Consider the following 20736-nt stretch of genomic DNA (forward strand, 5'->3'; position numbering starts at 1 on the left):
GAGCTAAGGAATGAAATCATCAACTTGAGTCATGAAGTTGGTGATATTTTTGTTTCAAATTTTAGCACAAAGGAGTATAATTATTATATAATAATAGAAATTAGAGCTGAAATAAGTAGTAGTTTGAAATAAACGTAAGGAAAGGGTAGCCATGGAAGAAGAAAAGCTTATTCGAATGATAAAAAATAATCCTGATGTGATTAAGACTATTTCTCATCCTACAGAGGAGATGAAAAGGCTAGCTGTTAGTGAAAAGGGTTTAGTACTAGCTTATATTGAAGATCCTATAAGGGAAATAGAAGAGTTAGCTATGAATCAGGATGTAAGAGCAATTAAGTTTATTAAAGAACCCACGGAAGAGATGATGTTACAGGCAGTTAAGGAAAGCTGGGTTCTTTTGGAATTTATAAAAAATCCTACTCAGAAGATTTTGAAATTAGCCTTAGAGCAATCTGGTTGGGCCATTCAGTATGTTAAAGAACCTAGTGAAGAATTACAGTTATTAGCTGTACGGAAGAATGTAGATGCTATCAAATATATAAAAGCGCCTTATGAAAGCGTACAGGAAGAAGCTGTGAAAGGAAGCTATGAGTCACTAAGATATATTGCTGAGCCAAGCTTAAAAGTAGAGACAATGGCCATTCAAAGGAATGAAAGAGCCATTCAATTTATCAAATATTTAGATCAGGCAAAAAAGCGCACCTTTTTAGGGGTGAATAGTTTAGTCATAAAATATATAGAAAAGGATATTACCCAAGAGGAGGTTGAAGAAGTACTAAAGGAAGTAGTGGCGCAAGAGGATGTAAGTGATAAATATATAAGAGATTTCCTAAATTGTCGTACGATGGATCGCGTGTTGTCACATAGGGATAAGATGCTATTTATTGATAGGTATGGCAGTAAAAAAGCAAAGAAGATAGCAGTAGATGAAAAACTAAAGAGGATATAGGAGAAGGTAAGCATGAATTTTAATGATACATTAAAGAGTGCCGAGTTGGTACTAGCTACAGGAGAAGTTCCTCTCATTGTAGGGGAAAGTGGCATAGGCAAAACAGCCCTAGCCAAAGAGTTAGCAAAGAAAAAGGGTTGGAAGCTCATTGTCATAGATGGCAATTTGCTTAAAGAGGGAGAAATAGGTGGATTGCCAACCATAGAAGCTTATATAACAAGGGATGAAAAGGGTCATCCTATCGAAAAAAAAACCACAGTCTACGCAGTGCATACCAAATTAAGAGAAATAGATGAAAAGCTTGCTAAAGGTGAGAGTGTTCTTTTATTTATTGATGAGATCAATCGTTGTGAGCATACTGTTCAACAAGAGCTGATGAATCTCATCTTAAATCGAGAAATTAATGGCTACAAGCTTCATGAGGAGGTTAAGGTTTTGGCAGCCATGAATCCTTCTAGCAAGTATGGTGCGGATTTTGAATATCAAGTCGTAGATATGGATGTGGCTCAAGAAAATCGATTTGTTTGGCTTTTTATGGAGAGTGATGTCACTCAATGGTTACAATGGGCTATAAAGGAGAAGTTAGAACAAAAGGTTATCGCATTTATTTCAACTTTTCCAGAGTATCTAAATAAGAAAAATGAAGGGGATGTTCGTGCTACACCCCGTAGCTTTGAAAGGATTTCAAAAAGTTATACGTATTATAAGGCCAATAAAGAGCTACTATCTAGAGCGGTTTTTCTGAATGTTGTAAAGGGAAATATAGGAAGGGTTTTGGCAGAGGAGTTTCTTCATTTTATAGAGAGTGACTATAAATCCTTAGTGACTTTTCAAGATGTTTTTTTGGGAGAAACTTTGAGTGAATATGTAGCAGAAAGAATACAAAAAGAGAGTCATACAAGGCTCTATTTAACAGCCAGAAATATTTTAAGTTATCTAGAAAGCCATATGGAAGAGTTAGAAATAGAGCCTAGTATTAAAAGACTTATTGCATTTATAAGACTTTATCCTGTAGATCTTAGGATTGGGATTATGAAAGATATGAAAGAGAGTTATAGGGCTGTCTACGAAATAGCTATGGAAAACGAAGCATTTGTGGCACTTTATTTTGAGGCGCATCGTTTAATGAGAGGTTAAAGGTTATGGAAACTTATTTTGAAAAACAAACCCAAGCCCTTTATACAGAGGCTATAGAGCTTTTAAAAGAAACAGAAAAGGAAATACCTGAAGATTTCCGAAAGGCTTTTTTTAAGCTTATTGACCAAGTAAATATGAGTTTAATGGAAGAAAAAAATGATTTTTATAGTTATTTTTTAATTCAAATGGATAGGGAAATTCGCTTAGATTTAGAATACTATACAGGTGTAAATTTTAAAGGTGCACATTATGTGATTTATTTTAATCCCCTTTTATTTTTAAATTTAACATTAGAGCAAATGAAATCTTCTATTAAACATGAGATCCATCATATTCTCTCTTTGCATTTAGTAAGAGCCAAAGAGCTCAAAGAGAAGTATAGCTCACTTGCTATAGATAGAGCGATGGATATTGTTGTAAATCAATATTTAAAAGACCTACCTCCTTATGCAACTACCTTAGAACAAATAAATGTGAAATATGACTTAAAGTTAAAGCCTTATGAGCCCTTTGAATACTATGTGGAGAAGCTTCAAATAGAAATAGATTTGTCAGAGCAAACTGAGGAGGAGGACATGCATGCGATTTGGGAAGAGTCTGAAGTATTAGATGAAAAGCTACTACGAGACTTTACAGAAAAGTTTGTAGAGGCTTCTCAAAAAGGAAAGGTTCCTACTTATCTAGAGGGGCTACTAAATGGCCTCAAAAAGAATAAAGAGGAATTGCCTTGGCAACTTTATCTTAAACAGCTAATGGGAACAGTAGAGGGGCATAAAAAAAAGACTAGGATGAGACGAAGTAGAAGACAGCCTGACAGGCTAGATTTACGAGGTGAATTAAGAGCACATCGAGCAGAAATAGCTGTGGCACTAGATATAAGTGGGAGTATGAGTGATGAAGAATTTAAGCAGGCCATTAAAGAAGTTCTTGGTATTGTTAGGAGTGTGAATTATGAAATAACTGTCTTGGAATGTGATGATCAAATCAGACGTATCTATAAAGTGAAATCTGAAAAGGATTTAAAAGAGAGAAACCCTATACGAGGTGGCACGAAATTCACCCCTGTTTTTGACTATGCCAATCAGCATAAAATAAATGTATTAATTTATTTCACAGATGGCAAAGGAGAAGAGAAACTAGAGATAGTTCCTAGAGGGTATAGGGTGTTATGGATTATTTCAGGAAGGGGTGACAAGCTTTCCTTAAAAGAACCTTATGGTAAGGTAAAGAAACTAAGTCAAATAGCAGTCAAAGAAGTTTATTTAGATATGAATGATGTAAGAGCAGATGGCTACTCTATGAATAATCAAGCACCTGGCATTCTTTAAAGCCTCTAGAAATATTTGCCCTAGTAACTATCCTTGTTATACTATTAAAAGGAAATCATAAAAGACTAAGGAGAATGAGAGAATGAAAAAGCAAAAGTGGAAAGCAGGAAATATGATTTACCCTTTACCTGCTGTAATGGTAAGCTGTGGCACAGTAGAAAAGCCCAATATTATTACGATTGCGTGGACAGGAACGATTTGTACCAATCCAGCTATGACGTATGTCTCTATTAGGCCCTCTCGCTTTTCTTATGAACTGATAAAAGAAACCGGTTATTTTGTCATTAACTTAACGACGAAAGAGCTTCTTAGGGCAACTGATTATTGTGGGGTAAGAAGTGGACGTGACCATGATAAGTTTTCCGAGATGCAGCTGACACCCGACTATGAGAATGAATCTGGTTGCCCTATGATTTTAGAAAGTCCAGTAAGCATTGAGTGCAAGGTCAAGCAAATCATGCCTTTAGGTTCTCACGATATGTTTATTGCAGAAGTGATGAATGTCTATGTTGATGAGAACTATATGGATGAAAAGGGAAAATTTCAGCTGAATCAAACAGGACTTATTGCCTATTCTCATGGTACGTATTTAGAGTTAGGTCAAGAATTAGGCACCTTTGGCTATTCGGTAAAAAAAGGAAAGAAAATCCAAAAGAAAAATAAGGAATCAGAAAGATTGAATAATCAAAAGACAGGTGAAAAATCTAGAAAGAGAAATAAAAAATCTAAAAAGAGATGAGCCTTAAGTAAAGTGAAAGGTACATGAGTATAAAAAGCAGATGCTTCTTTGAGGGCATCTGCTTTTTGGACTTTTAAGAGGTGTATCTTCATATATTTATAAATAAGAAGGTCCATCTAAAGGGAGGATGGCAAGGTAAGGATAGTCTTTTGTTCCCTGACCTACTGCATAAACCGAATAAAAACGATAGGGTTTTAATTTTATGGATTGAGTAAAAAGGACAGTATGTGTAGCTGCTTCTTGAAGTTTAAGGGTGTAGTTGCCAGGTGGAAAAGCAGTATAGGAAGAAAGTTCACCAAAGCTTATATGGCGAAAGAGTGTTTTCTCTTCCTCTAAGCTAAGTTCCAAACGACTTATAGTAGCTGCAAAGTGACCTAGTCGTATAACAAGGTGACCATCTGGCAAGGGACGTCTTATATCTTCTAAAAAGAAGCAAATAGGTGTGAGAAGTTTGAAGGAAGCTGGAGCGATGAGGCAGGTATAAATTTTTTGATTAAAGACGCTGATTTTTTTAGTTGTAATCATTTCATGTGTATGTGTATGACGGAGTTCTAGGGTATGCGTACCTGGTTCAAGGGAAAAATAATGAGTGAAGTCTTCAAAAAGTAAATCTTGAGCAAGAGGTTTTTCATCCAAATAAAGTGTGAAGCTTTCCCCAGAAGGGAAGGCATGGAAGAATCGAATAAAGGCTTGTGGTACCATTTCTTTTTTTTGCATAAAGCCACTCCTTAAGAAAGAATTAGTATAGTATATGATTAAAAAAGAGTAGATAGGCATAGGAGATAGAATTTCAAGGAGTGAAGACATGCCGTTAGAGAATAAAGATAGGGATCCTGCTTGTCACAACTCAAGTTTCCATGCTAAAATAAAATATAAAATTATAACAATTTTGACATATAAGAAGGGAGCCTATCAGTGAATAGACAAAAAATCAAACAGTTATTAGCACAGGATGAAGGGTTTAAACTGGATTTTAAGCTGAAGCTTTCTTTAGAACTTGAATCAGAGAAAAAAGAGTTTGTAAAAGATGTTATTGCCATAGCGAATACGCCAGATGGAAGAGGTTATATTTTGTTTGGTATAGAAGATAAGACCAAAGCTATTGTAGGTATTGAAGAGGTACCAACTGATATAGAGGAACGTATTCAACAAATCATAGTGAATCGGAGTGTTCCGCCTGTTCCAGTTAAATTTGAATTAGAAGAAATAGAGGAAAAGACCATTGGGATATTAACTATTTTTAAAAGCATGCAAGTTCCTCATCAAATGCTACAAACAGGTGCATTTTATGTGCGCCGAGGTTCTACCACAGATAAAGCAACCCGTCATGAGATAGCTAGTATGCTCCAACAATATGGCATGCTAAGTTTCGAAAATGTACCTTGTAGGCAAGCCACTTTAGAGGCATTAGATTCAGTTCTTTTGCAAAGTGTCTTAGGTTATTTTGTAGATTATAAAGAACAGGATAAATTGATTTTAAGCACCCTTGGGATTATTGCGCCAGAACCTGAAAAAGAAAGATATTATCCAACTTATGGTGGCTTATTACTTTTTGGTAAAAATCCTCAAGATTTTATTGCGCAAGCTGTATTAGAGATTAACTATAAAGGAAAAGTAGAAGCGATTACAGGAAACATTACAACTATGCTTAAAATTTTTCAAGAACGTATGCAAGTACTTCTTCCAGAGCAGTATCCCATTCAAGGCCTTTTAGAGGTCGTTACTAATGCAATGATCCACCGGGATTATTGGAATAACACCCAGTATATTGAAGTTAGGATAGAAGAAGAAACGCTAACAGTCACCAATCCCACCAGTTGCATGTATACAGAGATAAGAGAAGGAAGAGTTAGGATAAACCCTTGGTTATATTCAAGACTTCTTATTTTAGGACAAAAGGGCAATAGCTTTCATTTAGGTATTGGACTTTCTAAGGCAAAAGCTTTATTTGAAAATAAAAAGGAAATACAAATAACTACTCATTTGGAAAGTAATACCTTAGAGGTTATATTACCAGGTGTTCACTATTATAAAGTATAGGAGGCTACAACAATGAAAATGAAAAAGGTACAAGAAATTTTAGAGGCCCATATTTGGGCAGGAGAAGAGGACTTAGAAGGAGAAGTGTATGCAGCATGTGGTTGCGACCTTATGAGTGATGTGTTAGCTTTTGCTAAAGAAAAGGTACTTCTACTTACGGGACTTGTTAATCCTCAAGTGATTCGAACAGCGGAAATGTTAGATATCCGAGCTATTGTATTTGTGAGAGGTAAAGAGCCCTCTAAAGAAATGATTGAAATGGCAAATCATAAAGGTATGATTATTTTATCCACACAAGAACCACTTTATATGGCTTGTGGCAAACTTTATGCAGCAGGATTAATGTGTGAAAGTGAGGATTAAGATGAAGTTACATTATGAAGTAGATGGGGATAATTTTTTAGTAGCAGGAGAAGCTTCTGGTGCAGTGAAGCGTACCTTGAAACAAATTGGCATAGATGCAGCCATAATAAGGAAAATTGCAATTTCCATGTATGAAGCAGAAATGAACATGGTGATTCATGCCGATGGAGGAGAAATTGATGTAGAGATTACCTCTGAAAAAGTGAAGATTGTGTTAAAGGATAGAGGACCTGGTATCCCTAATATAGATTTAGCGATGAAAGAAGGATACTCTACTGCTTCCCATGAGATTAGGGAACTAGGCTTTGGGGCAGGGATGGGGCTGCCTAATATGAAGAAGTACAGTGATGACTTAAAGATTACATCTGAGGTAGGCGTGGGGACTACAGTACAGTTAGTTGTTTTTTTGCACTAGATAAAGAGTAAAAAAGGAAGCTAAGAGAGGAGGAATGCAGATGTATAGCCATTCTGTAAGATTAGAAAAGGAAAAATGTATTGGATGTACAGATTGCATTAAACGTTGCCCAACAGAAGCTATACGCGTAAGAGGGTCTAAGGCTCAAATTATAGAGGAGCGTTGTATTGATTGTGGAAACTGTATTCGTATATGTCGCAATGGTGCCAAGAAGGCGGTGACGGACGATTGGCGTATGCTAGGTCGATTTAAACATCGTGTTGCCTTACCTGCACCTTCTTTTTATGCTCAATTTCCTAAAGCTAAAAGTATTGAGCACATCTTAAATGCCTTATATGCCATTGGTTTTACAGATGTATTAGAGGTAGGTGCAGCGGGTGAGGTGATAGCAGAAAAAACCTATGCATGGTTAGAAGAAGCCACACATTTTCCTGTTATTTCATCTTCATGCCCAGCTATTGTAAGGCTTATTCAGCGGCGGTTTCCATCTCTTATTCACCAAGTACTTCCTATTATCTCACCTATGGAACTAGCAGCCAGATATGTAAGGGAATGTTATAAGAAGCAAGGGGCTTCTAGAGAAGAGGTAGGGATTTTCTTTCTTTCACCTTGTCCTGCTAAAGCTACGGAGATAAGGCGCCCTAAAGGAATTAAGGAGTCCGAAGTAGATGGAGTTATTGGGATGCAGGATATTTATAAAAAAGTACTTCCTTATTTAAATAGTGAGGGAGTAGATAAGATTATACGTCAAACCAGCTTAGAAGGATTAAAGTGGGCAAGGCGAACAGGTGGATTAAATGAAGTACGTTTAAAGAGTCATTTATCTGTTGACGGGATGGACAATGTTATTGGAATTTTAGAAAAGGTTGAAGATGGGACACTGACAGAAGTACATTATATAGAAGCTTTAGCTTGTACAGGAGGTTGTTTAGGGGGAGCATTGACCGTGGAAAATCCTTTTGTAAGCCGCTGTTATCTTCAAAAATGGATGGAGCAAGATAAGAAAGAAAAAAGAGTACAAAATACGGAGTTATTAGAAGATATAGCTAAAATGCCTGTGAGATATGAAAAGAGTATTGTGCCACGACCAGTATTTTCGTTAGATCATGATACGCAAAAAGCTATAGAGAAAATGCAAGCTATTGAGGAGCTTTATACTCAATTACCTCAAATTGATTGTGGTTCTTGTGGAGCACCCACTTGTCGTTGCTTTGCAGAAGATGTGGTACGTCATAATGCTCAAATTGAAGAATGTATTTTTATGTTTAGGAAGAAAGTGAAGGAGCTTTCCGAAAATATGCATGAGCTTACACAAACAACTCTTCCTACAGCAGATGAAAATTAAAAGGAGGTTACGGAAAATGACTGTGGAGTATATAGTAAATACATTAAAAGTAGAGGTAATAGCAGGTAAAGAAGGGCTTTCTAATGAAGTAAGTGGAGGATATACAGGTGATTTATTAAGCTTTGTCATGTCTCATGCGAAAGAAAAAAATATATGGCTTACCATTCAGGGGCACATTAATTCGGTAGCAGTTGCTAGCTTGCTTGGACTCTCAGCTATTGTTCTTACAGAAGGGGTAGAAGCTGATCAAGAGATGCTAGATAAGGCTAATGAGGAAGGTATCCCTATTTTAAAAACCCTCTTTAATAGTTTTGATTTTGCTGTAAAGCTAGCACAAATAGAAGGCTAGGTGAGTTTATGAAGCTAGCCTACGACTTCCATATTCACACCGCAGCCTCACCTTGTGGTGATCAGTGGATGTCTCCACATAATATTGTTAATATGGCACTTTTGAATGGTTTAGATGCCATTGCTATTACCGATCATAACACCTGTGCTAATTGTGCTTCAGTTATGAAAGTAGGCAGAGCAAAGGGCCTTCTTGTCATCCCAGGAATGGAAATTGAGTGCCAGGAGGAGTTTCACACAATAGCCCTCTTTCCAAGCTTAGAAGCAGCTTATGAAGTGGAACGAAGTGTTAAAGAAGGGTTGCCTTCTCTTAAAAATCGTATTGATATTTTTGGCAATCAGTGGAAACTAGACGAGGAAGACGAAATAGTAGGTGAGATTGATCAGTTTTTATTAACAGCTACATCACTTACTGCACAAGAAGTTTTTAGAAAAGTACGCGAAGTAGGTGGTATTATTTATCCTGCTCATATTGATAGACAGAGTTATAGTATCCTCTCTAATTTAGGTTTTATTCCACCAGAATTAGGAGTAAATGCTATAGAAATATCAAAGGGAGCTCCTAAAGAAGTATATGAAAGGAATTATATAAATTACCAATTATTGCAGTCTTCCGATGCACATTATTTACAAGATATCTCAGAAAGAAGGCACTTTTTGTCGGCAGAAGCATGTACAATTTATGAAATCTTCAAGGTTATAGACAAAAAAACTTAAATTATTTAAAAATGAATTAAATTACACATAAATAGTGTTAATTCGAAGTAAAAAGATAATTAATTGACATTCCATTTTTTTTGTGTTATTTTCATAAAGTAAGTGGTTATTTTATAGGGTTTATGTTAAAAAATTAACAAAAGAAAGCTACAAGAATTAAAAAAATAGTCATAAGGAGGATGCATTATGTCATGTGAAAGCTGCACAAATGAACTGACAAAGAGCCTGTATTTGGAACTTGAAAAGTTCATCAATGAACTACCAGAAAAAAGAGGGGCACTCATTTCTGTACTTCATAAAGCCCAATCATTATTTGGTTACTTACCAAAGGAAGTACAAGTATTTGTAGGGAAGAAATTAGGGGTACCTGTTTCTCAAGTTTATGGTGTAGTCAGTTTTTATTCTTTCTTTACTATGCTTCCAAAAGGAGAACATCCCATTTCTGTTTGTCTTGGGACAGCTTGCTATGTAAGAGGTGCAGATAAAGTATTAGATGCCTTCAAGAAAGAGTTAGGTATTGAAATAGGAGAGACAACACCAGATGGTAAGTTCTCATTGGATGCTTTAAGATGCGTAGGTGCTTGTGGGCTTGCTCCAGTTGTCTTAATTGGAGACAAAGTATATGGACGTATTAACACTGCAGATGAAGTTAGAAAAATTCTTAGCGAATATTAAAATAGAGGAGGATTACCTATGCCTAAGATCATGTCTTTAGATGAATTAAAAGCTCTTAGAGATAATGTGAAAAATAAAGTAGATTTACGTATAAAAGGCGAAAACGTAGATAAAATGGTCGTTGTACGTGTGGCTATGGCAACATGTGGGATTGCTGCTGGAGCAAGAGAGATTATGAATACTTTTGCTGATATGGTAAGAGAGCATGACCTTGATTATGTCATGATTACACAAAGTGGTTGTATGGGATATTGCTATGCAGAACCTACTGTAGAAGTAACACTTCCAGGTCAAGAGCCTGTTGTATATGGTCATGTAACAAAAGAAAAAGCAAAAGAAATTTTAGAAAAACATATCCAAGGTGGGGAAATGGTAGATGGTATTATTCCAGTTGCTCACAAATCATTAGATGAGTAGGAGGCCTGTCAATGTCAAAATATAATATGCACATTTTAGTTTGTGGAGGTACAGGGTGTCTTTCTTCACAATCTAATTTAATTGTGGAAAATTTAGAACGTTACATAAAAGAAGCCAATATGGAAAATCAGGTACAAGTTTTAAAGACAGGTTGTTTTGGTTTTTGTGAAAAAGGACCTATTGTTAAGATTCTTCCAGATAATACTTTCTATGTACAAGTTAAACCAGAAGATGTAGAAGAGTTAGTAAAAGAACATGTGATTAAGGGACGTCGTGTAGATCGCCTTCTTTACCAAGATCCAACAACAAGTGAACATGTCGAAGATTCTAAACATATGGATTTCTATAAAAAACAACAACGTGTAGCTCTTCGTAATTGTGGGTTCATTGATCCAGACAATATTGAAGAATATATTGCAAGAGACGGCTATGCTGCTCTCGGTATGGCACTTAGTATGTCTACACAAGAAGTTATTGATGAAGTGAAAAAATCAGGTCTTCGTGGACGTGGGGGTGGTGGTTTCCCAACAGGACTTAAATGGGAATTTGCCTCTAAAAATGCAGCTGATCAAAAATATGTGGTATGTAACGCAGATGAAGGGGACCCAGGTGCATTCATGGACCGCTCTATCTTAGAGGGAGATCCACACTCTATCGTAGAGGCGATGGCAATTTGTGGTTATGCTATTGGTGCCACAAAAGGTCTTGTGTATATTCGTGCAGAATATCCTTTAGCAGTAAACCGTTTACAAACAGCTATTCGTTCTGCAAGGGAATATGGTTTGTTAGGTAAAAATATTTTAGGAACAGATTTTGAATTTGATATTGAAATTAAATTTGGTGCAGGTGCCTTTGTATGTGGAGAAGAAACAGCACTTATTCATTCGATGGAAGGTATGAGAGGTGAACCTACTACGAAACCTCCATTCCCAGCGGCAAGTGGTTATTGGGGAAAACCAACCAATGTAAATAATGTTGAAACCCTTGCTAATATACCTGTTATTTTCCTAAAAGGAGCAGATTGGTTTGCTTCTATCGGAACAGAAAAATCAAAAGGTACAAAAGTATTTGCTTTAGCAGGTAAAATTAATAATGTGGGTCTTATTGAAGTACCAATGGGTACAACTTTGAGAGAAGTTATTTATGATATCGGTGGTGGTATCAAAGATGGTAAGAAATTTAAAGCAGTACAAACAGGTGGACCATCTGGTGGCTGCTTAACAGAAGAAGACTTAGATACACCTATTGACTTTGATAACCTTATAGCAAAAGGCTCTATGATGGGGTCTGGTGGTATGATTGTTATGGATGAAGATGACTGTATGCCTGCAGTTGCTAAATTCTACTTAGAGTTTACAGAAGAGGAATCTTGTGGTAAATGTACTCCTTGTCGTATAGGAACAAAGAGACTTTCTGAGATTTTAAGCAAAATTGTATCAGGTAAAGGAACAGAAGAAGATCTTGAGATACTTAAAGAGCTTAGTCAAGTAATTAGGGATACAGCACTTTGTGGTTTAGGCCAAACTGCTCCAAATCCTGTTCTTTCTACACTTAATAAATTTGAAGATGAGTATATCGCTCACGTACGGGAGAAGAGATGTCCAGCTGGTCAATGTAGTGCACTTTTACAATACAAAATTACAGATAAATGTATTGGCTGTACAGCCTGTGCAAGAGTCTGTCCTGTTAATGCTATTACAGGAGCTGTTAAGGCAAAACATACGATTGATCAAGAAAAATGTATTAAGTGTGGCGCTTGTATGGAAAAATGTAAGTTTAAAGCCATTGTAAAAGAATAGGAAAGGGAGTGGAAAATATGTCAGAAATTAAAATTACAATCGATGGCACCGACGTGATGGTTGCACCAGGTGCAACAATATTAGATGCTGCTAAGAAAATAGGTGTACATATCCCTACTCTTTGCCATTTAGATTTACATGATACAAAAATGGTGAATCAAGGTGCTTCATGTAGAATATGTGTTGTAGAAGTAGAAGGACGTAGAAATTTAGCGCCTGCTTGTGCAACGCCTGTTACAGACGGAATGATCGTTAATACGCGTTCTATTAAAGTACTTCATGCTAGAAAGGTAGTACTTGAACTGCTTTTATCAGACCATCCAAAAGATTGCTTAGTATGTGAAAAATCAGGGAATTGTGAACTCCAAGATTTAGCTATTACTTTTGGCATACGTGATATTAAAATAGGTAAAGATGGTGCACAATCCACTTATAGAAAAGATGTAAGTGAAGCCATAGTTCGTGATATGGATAAATGTATTATGTGTAGACGTTGTGAGACAATGTGTAACAAGGTGCAAGCAGTAGGTGCTTTATCAGGTGTCAATAGAGGTTTTAATGCCGTAGTAGCACCCGCTTTTGAGGTAGACCTTATTGATTCGGTATGTACACATTGTGGACAATGCGTAGCTGTCTGTCCAACGGGCGCTCTTTGTGAAAAGGAACATATATGGAGTGTAGTGGATGCTTTAGCTGATAAAGACAAAATTGTTGTTGTGCAAACTGCACCAGCTGTTAGAGCCGCTTTAGGTGAAGAATTTGGTATGGAGCCAGGTACACTTGTAACAGGTAAAATGACAGCAGCACTTAGAAGATTAGGATTTAATTATGTATTTGATACAGATTTTGCTGCTGATGCAACGATTATGGAAGAAGGCGCTGAACTTGTTGACCGTCTAACAAGATTCCAAAATGGTGATCCAACAGTAAAACTACCTATTCTTACAAGTTGTTGTCCTGCTTGGGTAAACTTTTTTGAAAGTCAATTTCCAGATCTTTTAGATGTACCTTCAACAGCTAAATCACCTCAACAAATGTTTGGTGCTATTGCAAAAAGTTATTTTGCTGAAAAAATGAATATTCCAAGAGAAAAAATGGTAGTTGTATCTGTTATGCCATGTTTAGCTAAAAAATATGAAGCTTCTCGTCCTGAATTTAATAGAGATGTAGATATTTCTATCTCAACAAGAGAGCTTGCACATCTTATTAAGCAAGCTAATATTGACTTTGTAAATCTCCCAGACGAAGACTTTGATAATCCATTAGGTGAATCAACAGGTGCATCTGTTATATTTGGTACAACAGGTGGTGTTATTGAAGCTGCTGTACGTACGGCTTATGAAGTCATTACAGGGGAGACTCTTGAAAAGGTAGATTTTGAAGAGTTAAGAGGCTTTGAAGGCATAAGAAATGCTACTGTAAAAGTAGGTAATCTAGACCTTAATATAGGTATTGCCCATGGCCTTAGTAATGCAAAAGCACTTCTTGAAGAAATCAGAAATGGTAATCCAAAGAATTTCCATGCGATTGAAATCATGGCTTGTCCAGGTGGATGTATAGGTGGAGGTGGTCAGCCTTATCACCACGGCAATAGTGAGATTCTTAAGAAACGCCAGACAGCAATTTATAATGAAGATAAGAATAAGGTTCTTCGTAAATCTCATGAAAATCCATTTATTAAAGAAATGTATAAAGATTATTTTGAAAAACCAATGAGCCATAAAGCACATAAACTTCTTCATACTTCATATGAAGCAAAGGAAAAAATGTAAACGCAAAGAAAGTTTTATTGAATAATAGAAGAATAAAAAAGATAGAAGGCAAAGGATTTGTTTTCTATCTTTTTTTATTTGAACAATAAGTTTTAATAGATTTCTACTTAATCAAACTTATAGTTAGCTTTTGACAAGAAAGAACTGATTCATTAAAGATATAAGTAAACTGCTAAAAGTTATGAAAGGAATAAAGGGAGGATAGATGAATTTAAAAGAAAAGCAAAGTAAGAAGGGATAAAAAAAAGTCAAGAAAATAAGAAATCATTTGATTGACTAAAAAATAACAATGGAGTATGCTAGATTGAGAGAAGCAAATGAGGTTCTAGTAAAGGAGTGGGGAAAATGAAGGTTGTTAAAATTTGTATTGGAAGTGCTTGTCATCTCAAAGGCTCCTATCATGTAATAGAGGCTTTTAAGGGATTGATTGAAGAATATAAGCTTGAAGAAGAAATAGAATTAAGTGCTGCTTTTTGTGTAGGAAAATGTACTGAAGCAGTATCTGTTGTGAGATGGGATGGTGAAGTGCTATCCGTTACCAAAGCTAATGCAAGAGAGATATTTATTAACCAAATTGTTGCCTATCTTTAAGGAGTGACTACCTATGTGGATTATTAATTTTTCAGAAGCAGATTGTAAAAATTGTTATGCTTGTGTAAGAGCCTGTCCAGTACATGCTATTGAAGTAAAAGCAGAACAAGCTCAAATTATGAAGGAAAGGTGTATCGGTTGTGGCAGATGTCTCAAGGCATGTCCTAAAAATGCCAAGCAAGTAAAGCCTGAATTAGAAAGCGTAAAAGAATATGTGAAAAGACCTGGAAAGGTTGTAGCTACTGTAGCACCTACTTATGTGGGTGTGTTTGGCGAAAATGCAAGTAAGCTTAGCACAGCTCTTAAAATGCTAGGTTTTGATGCAGTAGAGGAGACAGTAGTAGGTGCTGACTTTGTAACCGAGCAATATGAAGCTTATGCCCAAAAAGAGGATGATGCTTGTTATATTACAAGTTGTTGTTCTTCAGTAGTTTATTTGATTGAAAAGCATCACCCTAAACTTATCCCTCATTTAATTCCAGTGGTTTCACCTGTTGTGTGTCATGCTAGAATGTTAAAGCAAACTTATGGTACAACTAGCAAGGTAGTTTTCATTGGTCCATGTCTTTCTAAAAAGATAGAAGGCCATGAGGAAGAAAGTATAGATGCCGTACTTACTTTTGATGAATTAGAAAAGTGGCTAGCAGAAGAAAATATTCATTTAAATGATTTAACTAAAAGTGCTTTTGACCAAACCAATAGTAAACAGGCCTTTTACCCACTTGTAGGGGGAGCTACTAAAACGGTTAAACAAGAGGGACTTAAAAAGCAAATTATCCCTGTAGATGGTGTAGAGGAATGTAAGGAAGTACTAAAAGCTATAGAAGAAGGAAGCCTTAAAAACATTCTCTTCGAAATGAATTGTTGTAGACATAGCTGTGTAGGTGGTCCAGGACTTTCAGAAGATGGTAGAAGCGTTTATGAACGTAAAGAATGGATTAAGAAATATGTAAAAGAGCAACAAAAGCAAGGTGAAGGATGTAAACAGACAGATATGAGAGCTATAAAAGGCTTAGAGATAGGACGCCGTTTTGAGCCACTTTATGTACCACTTAAAAAACCTAAAGAAGGACAAATACGTGAGATTTTGGGAAGTATTGGTAAGTATACCGAAAATGATGAACTTAATTGTGGAAGCTGTGGTTACCCTACTTGTCGAGATAAAGCTATTGCTGTTTTTAATGGTATGGCAGAACCCAATATGTGTTTGCCTTTTATGCGTCAAAAAGCAGAAACTTTAAGTAATGTTATTTTTGATGCGACACCCAATCTCATTATTATTGTAAATAAAGAATTAGAAATTATAGACTTAAATCCTTCAGCTGCTCAATTCTTTCATACAACAAAGGAAAGTATGATCGATCTACCTATTGAGATTTTATTGGATACCGATATTTTTATGCAGGTAAAAGAAGCTAAACGTAATGTGGTTAGTCAAAAAAAGATAGTTAAAAATACACAATCTACAGTTATTCAAAGTGTGATTTGGATTGAATATCATCAGGTGATGCTTTGGATTGCACATGATATCAGCCGAGATGAAAAATTAGAAAAGCGTCTTCAGACCATGAAAATTGATGCGATTAATATGGCACAACAAGTTATTAATAAGCAGATGACAGTAGCTCAAGAAATTGCAAGTCTTTTAGGGGAGACCACTGCAGAGACCAAGGTAACGCTAACTCAACTTAAACATTTGATTCAAACAGAAGAGGACGTGAAACCATGAAATTCTTTATAGATTTTGCAACAGGGAGTTTAAATAAACAAGGTGAAGAATTATGTGGAGATAAAGTGGAATTTGTACAAGAGGAAGAGAGTTTTATAGCTGTTCTTTCTGATGGATTAGGAAGTGGCGTGAAGGCAAATATTTTAGCTACTTTAACGGCTAAAATTGCCATTACAATGCTTAAAGAGGGACTATCTATTGAAGAGGTTGTAGATACCATTATTCATACTCTACCGGTATGCTCAGTACGTAAATTAGCTTATTCGACCTTTACCATTATTAAAGTTAATAAAGAAGGTATGGTGTATGTAGTAGAGTTTGATAATCCAAGTGTGTTTTTTCTTAGAAACAATCAAGTGATTCCTCTTGATACAACAGTGAAGGAGATTAACGGACGTCAAATCAAAGAGAGTCAATTTGAATTACAGGAAAAAGATATTCTTGTTTTTGTCAGTGATGGAGTGATCCATGCAGGAGCCGGTATGATTTTAAATTTAGGTTGGAGCTGGAAAGAAGTGGCAAATTACTTGCAGACAGTCACAGACCGAGAAACAACAGCCAAGATGGTAACTAATCTTTTGTTAGGGGTTTGTGAGGATCTTTATATCAAACGTCCAGGAGATGATACAACAGTAGCAGCTATTAAAGCCATTACGCCAAAGAAAGCTACTTTACTTTCAGGCCCACCTGTTGATAAAAATAGGGATAAAGAGATGATTAGTCATTTAATGCATACTATCGGGAAAAAAATTGTATGTGGTGGAACAGCTGCTAATATGGTTGCACGGGAGTTAGGAACAGAGATTAAAACGAGTTTTGAGATGCCTGATCCCAATATCCCACCTATTGGCTACATACGAGGAATTGATTTGGTAACTGAGGGAATCTTAACTTTAAAAGGAGCGGTAGAACGATTAGAAAGAGTAAAGGTATCTAAAGAGCTGGATTTTCTTTATGCAGGTGATGGTGCCTCTCAGCTAGCACGTATCCTTTTTGAAGACTGTACACATATTAAAATGCTTATAGGAAGGGCTATTAACCCAGCTCATCAGAATCCGGATTTTCCTAATGAATTAAGTATTAAACTTCATGTGTTGCATCGATTAGAGCAAGTTTTAATCAGCTTGGGAAAAATTGTAGAAGTAGAATATTACTAATCTAAAAAGTGATAGGCGACAGATAAGTCTCTATCACTTTTTTAGGTGTTTAAATTAAAATAATTAAACATTATCTTCTTTATTGCTAATTAAAAAAGTATTTGATATACTTAAAAGGTAAAAAATGGAAATTAGTAATAGGGGGATAAAACGTGAAAAAAATACCAGTGATGTTATGTACTGCAGCATTTTGTACACAAATAATTTGGGGAAATGACGTAGTAGGAAAGACAGTAACTAACTTGAATCAAGTCCAGCAACTGGAGACAGTTGAAAAGGAGCAGATAGTTACTCAAGAAGAGGAAATAAAAGACATAGCTATAAATCGCCCACTACAGAAATGGGATTTTGATATTAAGAAGCCTTTAGGTAACTTACAGCTAAGCAAAATAAAAGTAAGTTTAGCAGATAGAAGCTATGATACATATGAACTTGAAGGAGGAGTGTATATTCCCCTTCTTGCTTTAGAGAATATGGGATTTGTCATTCAAAAATTAGAAGGTGGATTAAAACTTAACTGGAAGAATAGTTCAGGGTCAAAAACAATACCAACACTGCATAATCAAGTTGTAACCTTTAGTGAACAAGTTGTTTACATAGGACCTTTTCGTTTTTTTTGTTTGCAAACTAAAGATCAACTTTTAATTTCTGTTAAGGCACTAGAGAATTATTTTGAAATAATAGCGACTTCAACAGAAAAAATTCTCTCTCCCTATATATATATACCCGAGCATTACATAGAGGTAGATGAAGAAGGCATAAAGAATGTGGGAGCTGAAGTATTAGAAGTTGATTTTCAGCGTCTTTACTGGGAAAAAGGGCAAGTTGTTGAGGAACCAGCTCAAAAATGGCAACTTAGTCCAGGAGAGAAAAGAGCTTTTGATACACCACAAGGTATTTCGAAGGATGCAAAGTTTTTAACGACTCACCTCTTAGAATGGCTTTGTGAAGGAATACGCATGGAAAGTACTTTACCTATAGGAAAAGAGGAAATAGCTCTTTTAAAAGAATACGAACAGAAAATAACTAAAGAAGAACAAAATACTGAAGAATCTATACTTTTTCCTACTTTTGTTATTGAAGGGACTATGAAATATGCGACAAATGGTTTTAAAAAAGGGGAAAAAGTACAAGTTTGGGCTGCACAAGATGGTTTTTATTATTGGGTGATTTCAGTAAAGGGGCAAAAGGTTAAGGTGCCTTGGAGAAGTGTAAGTATTCCTAAAAATCCTCAACCTCTTAAAAATCAGCCAACGAAGGAGCAAATAGAAGGCTTTATTAATAGTACAGGGATGAAAAGTAAGACAGCTTATTTGATTTGGTCAGACTTATCACGTCAGTATACCTATGTTTTTGAGGACAAAGGGAAAGGGTGGGAACTTATCCGGCGTATGGCTTGTTCTTCTGGTAACAATGTAACACCTACTCCAACAGGTGAATTTGAGTTAACCAATCGTGTACCTTATTTTGGACTTGATAAAGGCTATCGTTGCAAAAATGCCTATCAAATCTTTGGAGATTACTTGTATCATTCTGTTCTTTTTGATGTAACGGGTTCTCGTATTATTAGTGGTTATAATCAGCTTGGACAGCAAGCTTCTCACGGATGTATCCGTTTAGCACCTGAGGATAGTTTATGGCTTTATGAGACAATGCAAAAAGGGACTAAGGTGTGGATCCGCTAAACCGTATAGAGATAAATAGAATAAGGATGGAACGGGCATACTTGAATAAAAGCGACTGAGTAACTGTAGAATTTTAGAAAATTATGGTATACTACAGCTAGCAACTGATAAGGAGGATAACATGACAACATTGAAAAAAGAGTATAAAACCGTATGGTCTCAGTATTCTGAGGCAGATTTAAAGGCACTGTTTGCTTATGGTGAGCGTTATAAAGCATTCATTTCTAACTGTAAAACAGAAAGAGAATGTGTACGCACAATGGTGAAGTATGCTGAGAAAGAGGGCTATCAAAATATAGAAGAGCTAATGAAGCAAAATGCCCAAATTGGCCCTGGGGCAAAAGTATATGCCAATTATAAGGATAAAACACTTATTCTCTTTTGTGTAGGTGAGCGTCCTTTAGAAGAAGGGCTTAACTTATTAGGAGCTCATTTAGATTCACCACGCCTTGACTTAAAGCCTAACCCACTTTATGAGGATAATGAACTAGCTATGTTTAAAACACACTATTATGGTGGCGTAAAGAAATACCAATGGGTAGCCCTTCCCTTAGCTATTCATGGTGTAGTGGCTAAAAAAGATGGGACAGTTGTAAATATTCATATTGGTGAAGCAGAAGAAGACCCTGTAGTAGGTATTTCTGATTTACTGATTCATTTAGCGAAAGAACAGCTAGAGAAAAAACTAGGAGATGCTATTTCGGGTGAAGATCTTAATATTTGTTTAGGTAGTATGCCACTAGAGGGTGAAGAAAAGCAAGCTGTAAAAGCGAATATTTTACATTTATTAAATGAAAAATACGGTATTGACGAAGAAGACCTTGTGTCTGCTGAAATCGAAATCGTACCAGCTGGTAAGGCGAGAGATTATGGTCTAGATCGTAGCATGATTATTGGCTATGGACAAGATGACCGTGTATGTGCTTATGCTTCTTTTGAGGCACAGCTTGAAGTGACAAATCCAAAGAAAACAACAGTATGTGTGCTTGTAGATAAAGAAGAAATTGGCAGCGTAGGAGCTTCGGGTATGCAATCTAAGTTTTTCGAAAATAGTGTAGCTGAGCTGCTTAATTTAGTAGGTGACTATTCAAGCCTTAAATTACGTCGTACTTTAGCTCATTCTAAAATGCTTTCTTCAGATGTAACAGCAGGCTACGATCCAAACCATCCTACGGTTTTAGAAAAGCAAAATGCGGCTTATTTTGGGAAAGGTGTGGTATTTAACAAATACACTGGTTCCAGAGGAAAATCAGGTTCTAACGAGGCAAATGCAGAATATTTAGCTGAGCTTCGTCGTATTATGGCCGATAATCATGTAACATGGCAAACTTCTGAACTTGGTCGCATTGACTTAGGTGGTGGTGGAACAATTGCTTATATACTTGCCAACTACGGTATGGATGTTATAGACTGTGGAGTAGCAGTGCATAGTATGCATGCACCATGGGAAATCACCAGTAAGGCAGACATCTATGAAATGCGAAAGGCTTATATAGCCTTTTTACAAAATGCTTAAAGAAAAGTGGAGGA

General features: G+C 36.1%; 20 protein-coding genes. 19 read left to right on the forward strand and 1 reads right to left on the reverse strand.

Features of this window, described 5'->3' with window-relative positions; genetic code table 11:
• Window positions 1–151: 151 nt before the first annotated feature.
• The 4 genes from CS063_RS06735 (at window position 152) to CS063_RS06750 (ending at window position 4153) form a co-directional block, all read left to right on the forward strand.
• Window positions 152–949, forward strand: a complete 798-nt coding sequence (locus CS063_RS06735) for a hypothetical protein (RefSeq protein WP_099448935.1) — start codon at window positions 152–154, stop codon at window positions 947–949.
• Window positions 950–961: 12 nt separating this feature from the next.
• On the forward strand, window positions 962–2086 hold the full coding sequence (locus CS063_RS06740) for an ATP-binding protein (protein WP_099448936.1): 1125 nt from the start codon (window positions 962–964) through the stop codon (window positions 2084–2086).
• A 5-nt stretch (window positions 2087–2091) separates the two neighbouring features.
• Window positions 2092–3414 (forward strand): vWA domain-containing protein, encoded by a 1323-nt coding sequence (locus tag CS063_RS06745; RefSeq protein ID WP_099448937.1) that lies wholly within the window; start codon window positions 2092–2094, stop codon window positions 3412–3414.
• Between the two features lie 82 nt (window positions 3415–3496).
• Complete coding sequence (locus CS063_RS06750) at window positions 3497–4153, forward strand: flavin reductase family protein (protein ID WP_099448938.1); 657 nt, start codon at window positions 3497–3499, stop codon at window positions 4151–4153.
• Between the two features lie 96 nt (window positions 4154–4249).
• Here the strand turns inward: CS063_RS06750 and CS063_RS06755 are convergent, their stop codons facing one another.
• Complete coding sequence (locus CS063_RS06755) at window positions 4250–4870, reverse strand: DUF4397 domain-containing protein (RefSeq protein WP_180270715.1); 621 nt, start codon at window positions 4868–4870, stop codon at window positions 4250–4252.
• A 198-nt stretch (window positions 4871–5068) separates the two neighbouring features.
• On the opposite strand from CS063_RS06755, the gene CS063_RS06760 reads away from it, so the two are divergent.
• From CS063_RS06760 to CS063_RS06830, 15 genes are all read left to right on the forward strand, one after another.
• The gene (locus tag CS063_RS06760) at window positions 5069–6193 is read left to right on the forward strand and encodes an AlbA family DNA-binding domain-containing protein (RefSeq protein ID WP_099448940.1); all 1125 of its coding nucleotides are present in this window, start codon (window positions 5069–5071) and stop codon (window positions 6191–6193) included.
• A 12-nt stretch (window positions 6194–6205) separates the two neighbouring features.
• The gene (locus tag CS063_RS06765; RefSeq protein WP_099448941.1) at window positions 6206–6556 is read left to right on the forward strand and encodes a hypothetical protein; all 351 of its coding nucleotides are present in this window, start codon (window positions 6206–6208) and stop codon (window positions 6554–6556) included.
• Between the two features lies 1 nt (window position 6557).
• Window positions 6558–6971 (forward strand): ATP-binding protein, encoded by a 414-nt coding sequence (locus CS063_RS06770; protein WP_330400991.1) that lies wholly within the window; start codon window positions 6558–6560, stop codon window positions 6969–6971.
• 40 nt (window positions 6972–7011) lie between these two features.
• The gene (locus CS063_RS06775; RefSeq protein ID WP_180270716.1) at window positions 7012–8316 is read left to right on the forward strand and encodes a [Fe-Fe] hydrogenase large subunit C-terminal domain-containing protein; all 1305 of its coding nucleotides are present in this window, start codon (window positions 7012–7014) and stop codon (window positions 8314–8316) included.
• Window positions 8317–8332: 16 nt separating this feature from the next.
• Entirely contained in the window at window positions 8333–8665 is a 333-nt protein-coding gene (locus CS063_RS06780; protein WP_099448943.1) for a DRTGG domain-containing protein, read from the forward strand.
• Window positions 8666–8673: 8 nt separating this feature from the next.
• Complete coding sequence (locus CS063_RS06785; RefSeq protein WP_099448944.1) at window positions 8674–9381, forward strand: PHP domain-containing protein; 708 nt, start codon at window positions 8674–8676, stop codon at window positions 9379–9381.
• 186 nt (window positions 9382–9567) lie between these two features.
• Window positions 9568–10056: an NADH-quinone oxidoreductase subunit NuoE family protein gene (locus CS063_RS06790; protein ID WP_099448945.1), complete on the forward strand. Its 489-nt coding sequence runs from the start codon at window positions 9568–9570 to the stop codon at window positions 10054–10056.
• A gap of 18 nt (window positions 10057–10074) precedes the next feature.
• Window positions 10075–10473, forward strand: a complete 399-nt coding sequence (locus CS063_RS06795) for a (2Fe-2S) ferredoxin domain-containing protein (RefSeq protein ID WP_099448946.1) — start codon at window positions 10075–10077, stop codon at window positions 10471–10473.
• An 11-nt stretch (window positions 10474–10484) separates the two neighbouring features.
• Window positions 10485–12272, forward strand: coding sequence for an NADH-quinone oxidoreductase subunit NuoF (gene nuoF, locus CS063_RS06800; RefSeq protein ID WP_099448947.1), 1788 nt, complete (start codon window positions 10485–10487; stop codon window positions 12270–12272).
• A 17-nt stretch (window positions 12273–12289) separates the two neighbouring features.
• Window positions 12290–14044 (forward strand): NADH-dependent [FeFe] hydrogenase, group A6, encoded by a 1755-nt coding sequence (locus tag CS063_RS06805; protein WP_099448948.1) that lies wholly within the window; start codon window positions 12290–12292, stop codon window positions 14042–14044.
• Between the two features lie 345 nt (window positions 14045–14389).
• Complete coding sequence (locus CS063_RS06810) at window positions 14390–14635, forward strand: (2Fe-2S) ferredoxin domain-containing protein (RefSeq protein WP_099448949.1); 246 nt, start codon at window positions 14390–14392, stop codon at window positions 14633–14635.
• A 13-nt stretch (window positions 14636–14648) separates the two neighbouring features.
• Window positions 14649–16364 carry a [Fe-Fe] hydrogenase large subunit C-terminal domain-containing protein gene (locus CS063_RS06815; RefSeq protein WP_099448950.1) on the forward strand — a complete coding sequence of 572 codons (1716 nt, stop codon included), beginning with the start codon at window positions 14649–14651 and terminating at the stop codon, window positions 16362–16364.
• Window positions 16361–17521, forward strand: a complete 1161-nt coding sequence (locus CS063_RS06820; RefSeq protein ID WP_099448951.1) for a SpoIIE family protein phosphatase — start codon at window positions 16361–16363, stop codon at window positions 17519–17521. The genes CS063_RS06815 and CS063_RS06820 overlap by 4 nt, the downstream gene beginning before the upstream one ends.
• Window positions 17522–17673: 152 nt before the next feature.
• Complete coding sequence (locus CS063_RS06825) at window positions 17674–19206, forward strand: L,D-transpeptidase (RefSeq protein ID WP_099448952.1); 1533 nt, start codon at window positions 17674–17676, stop codon at window positions 19204–19206.
• A gap of 121 nt (window positions 19207–19327) precedes the next feature.
• Window positions 19328–20722, forward strand: a complete 1395-nt coding sequence (locus CS063_RS06830; protein WP_099448953.1) for an aminopeptidase — start codon at window positions 19328–19330, stop codon at window positions 20720–20722.
• Window positions 20723–20736: the final 14 nt, after the last annotated feature.

Source organism: Sporanaerobium hydrogeniformans, assembly GCF_002735925.1.
Lineage (GTDB): Bacteria > Bacillota > Clostridia > Lachnospirales > Cellulosilyticaceae > Sporanaerobium > Sporanaerobium hydrogeniformans.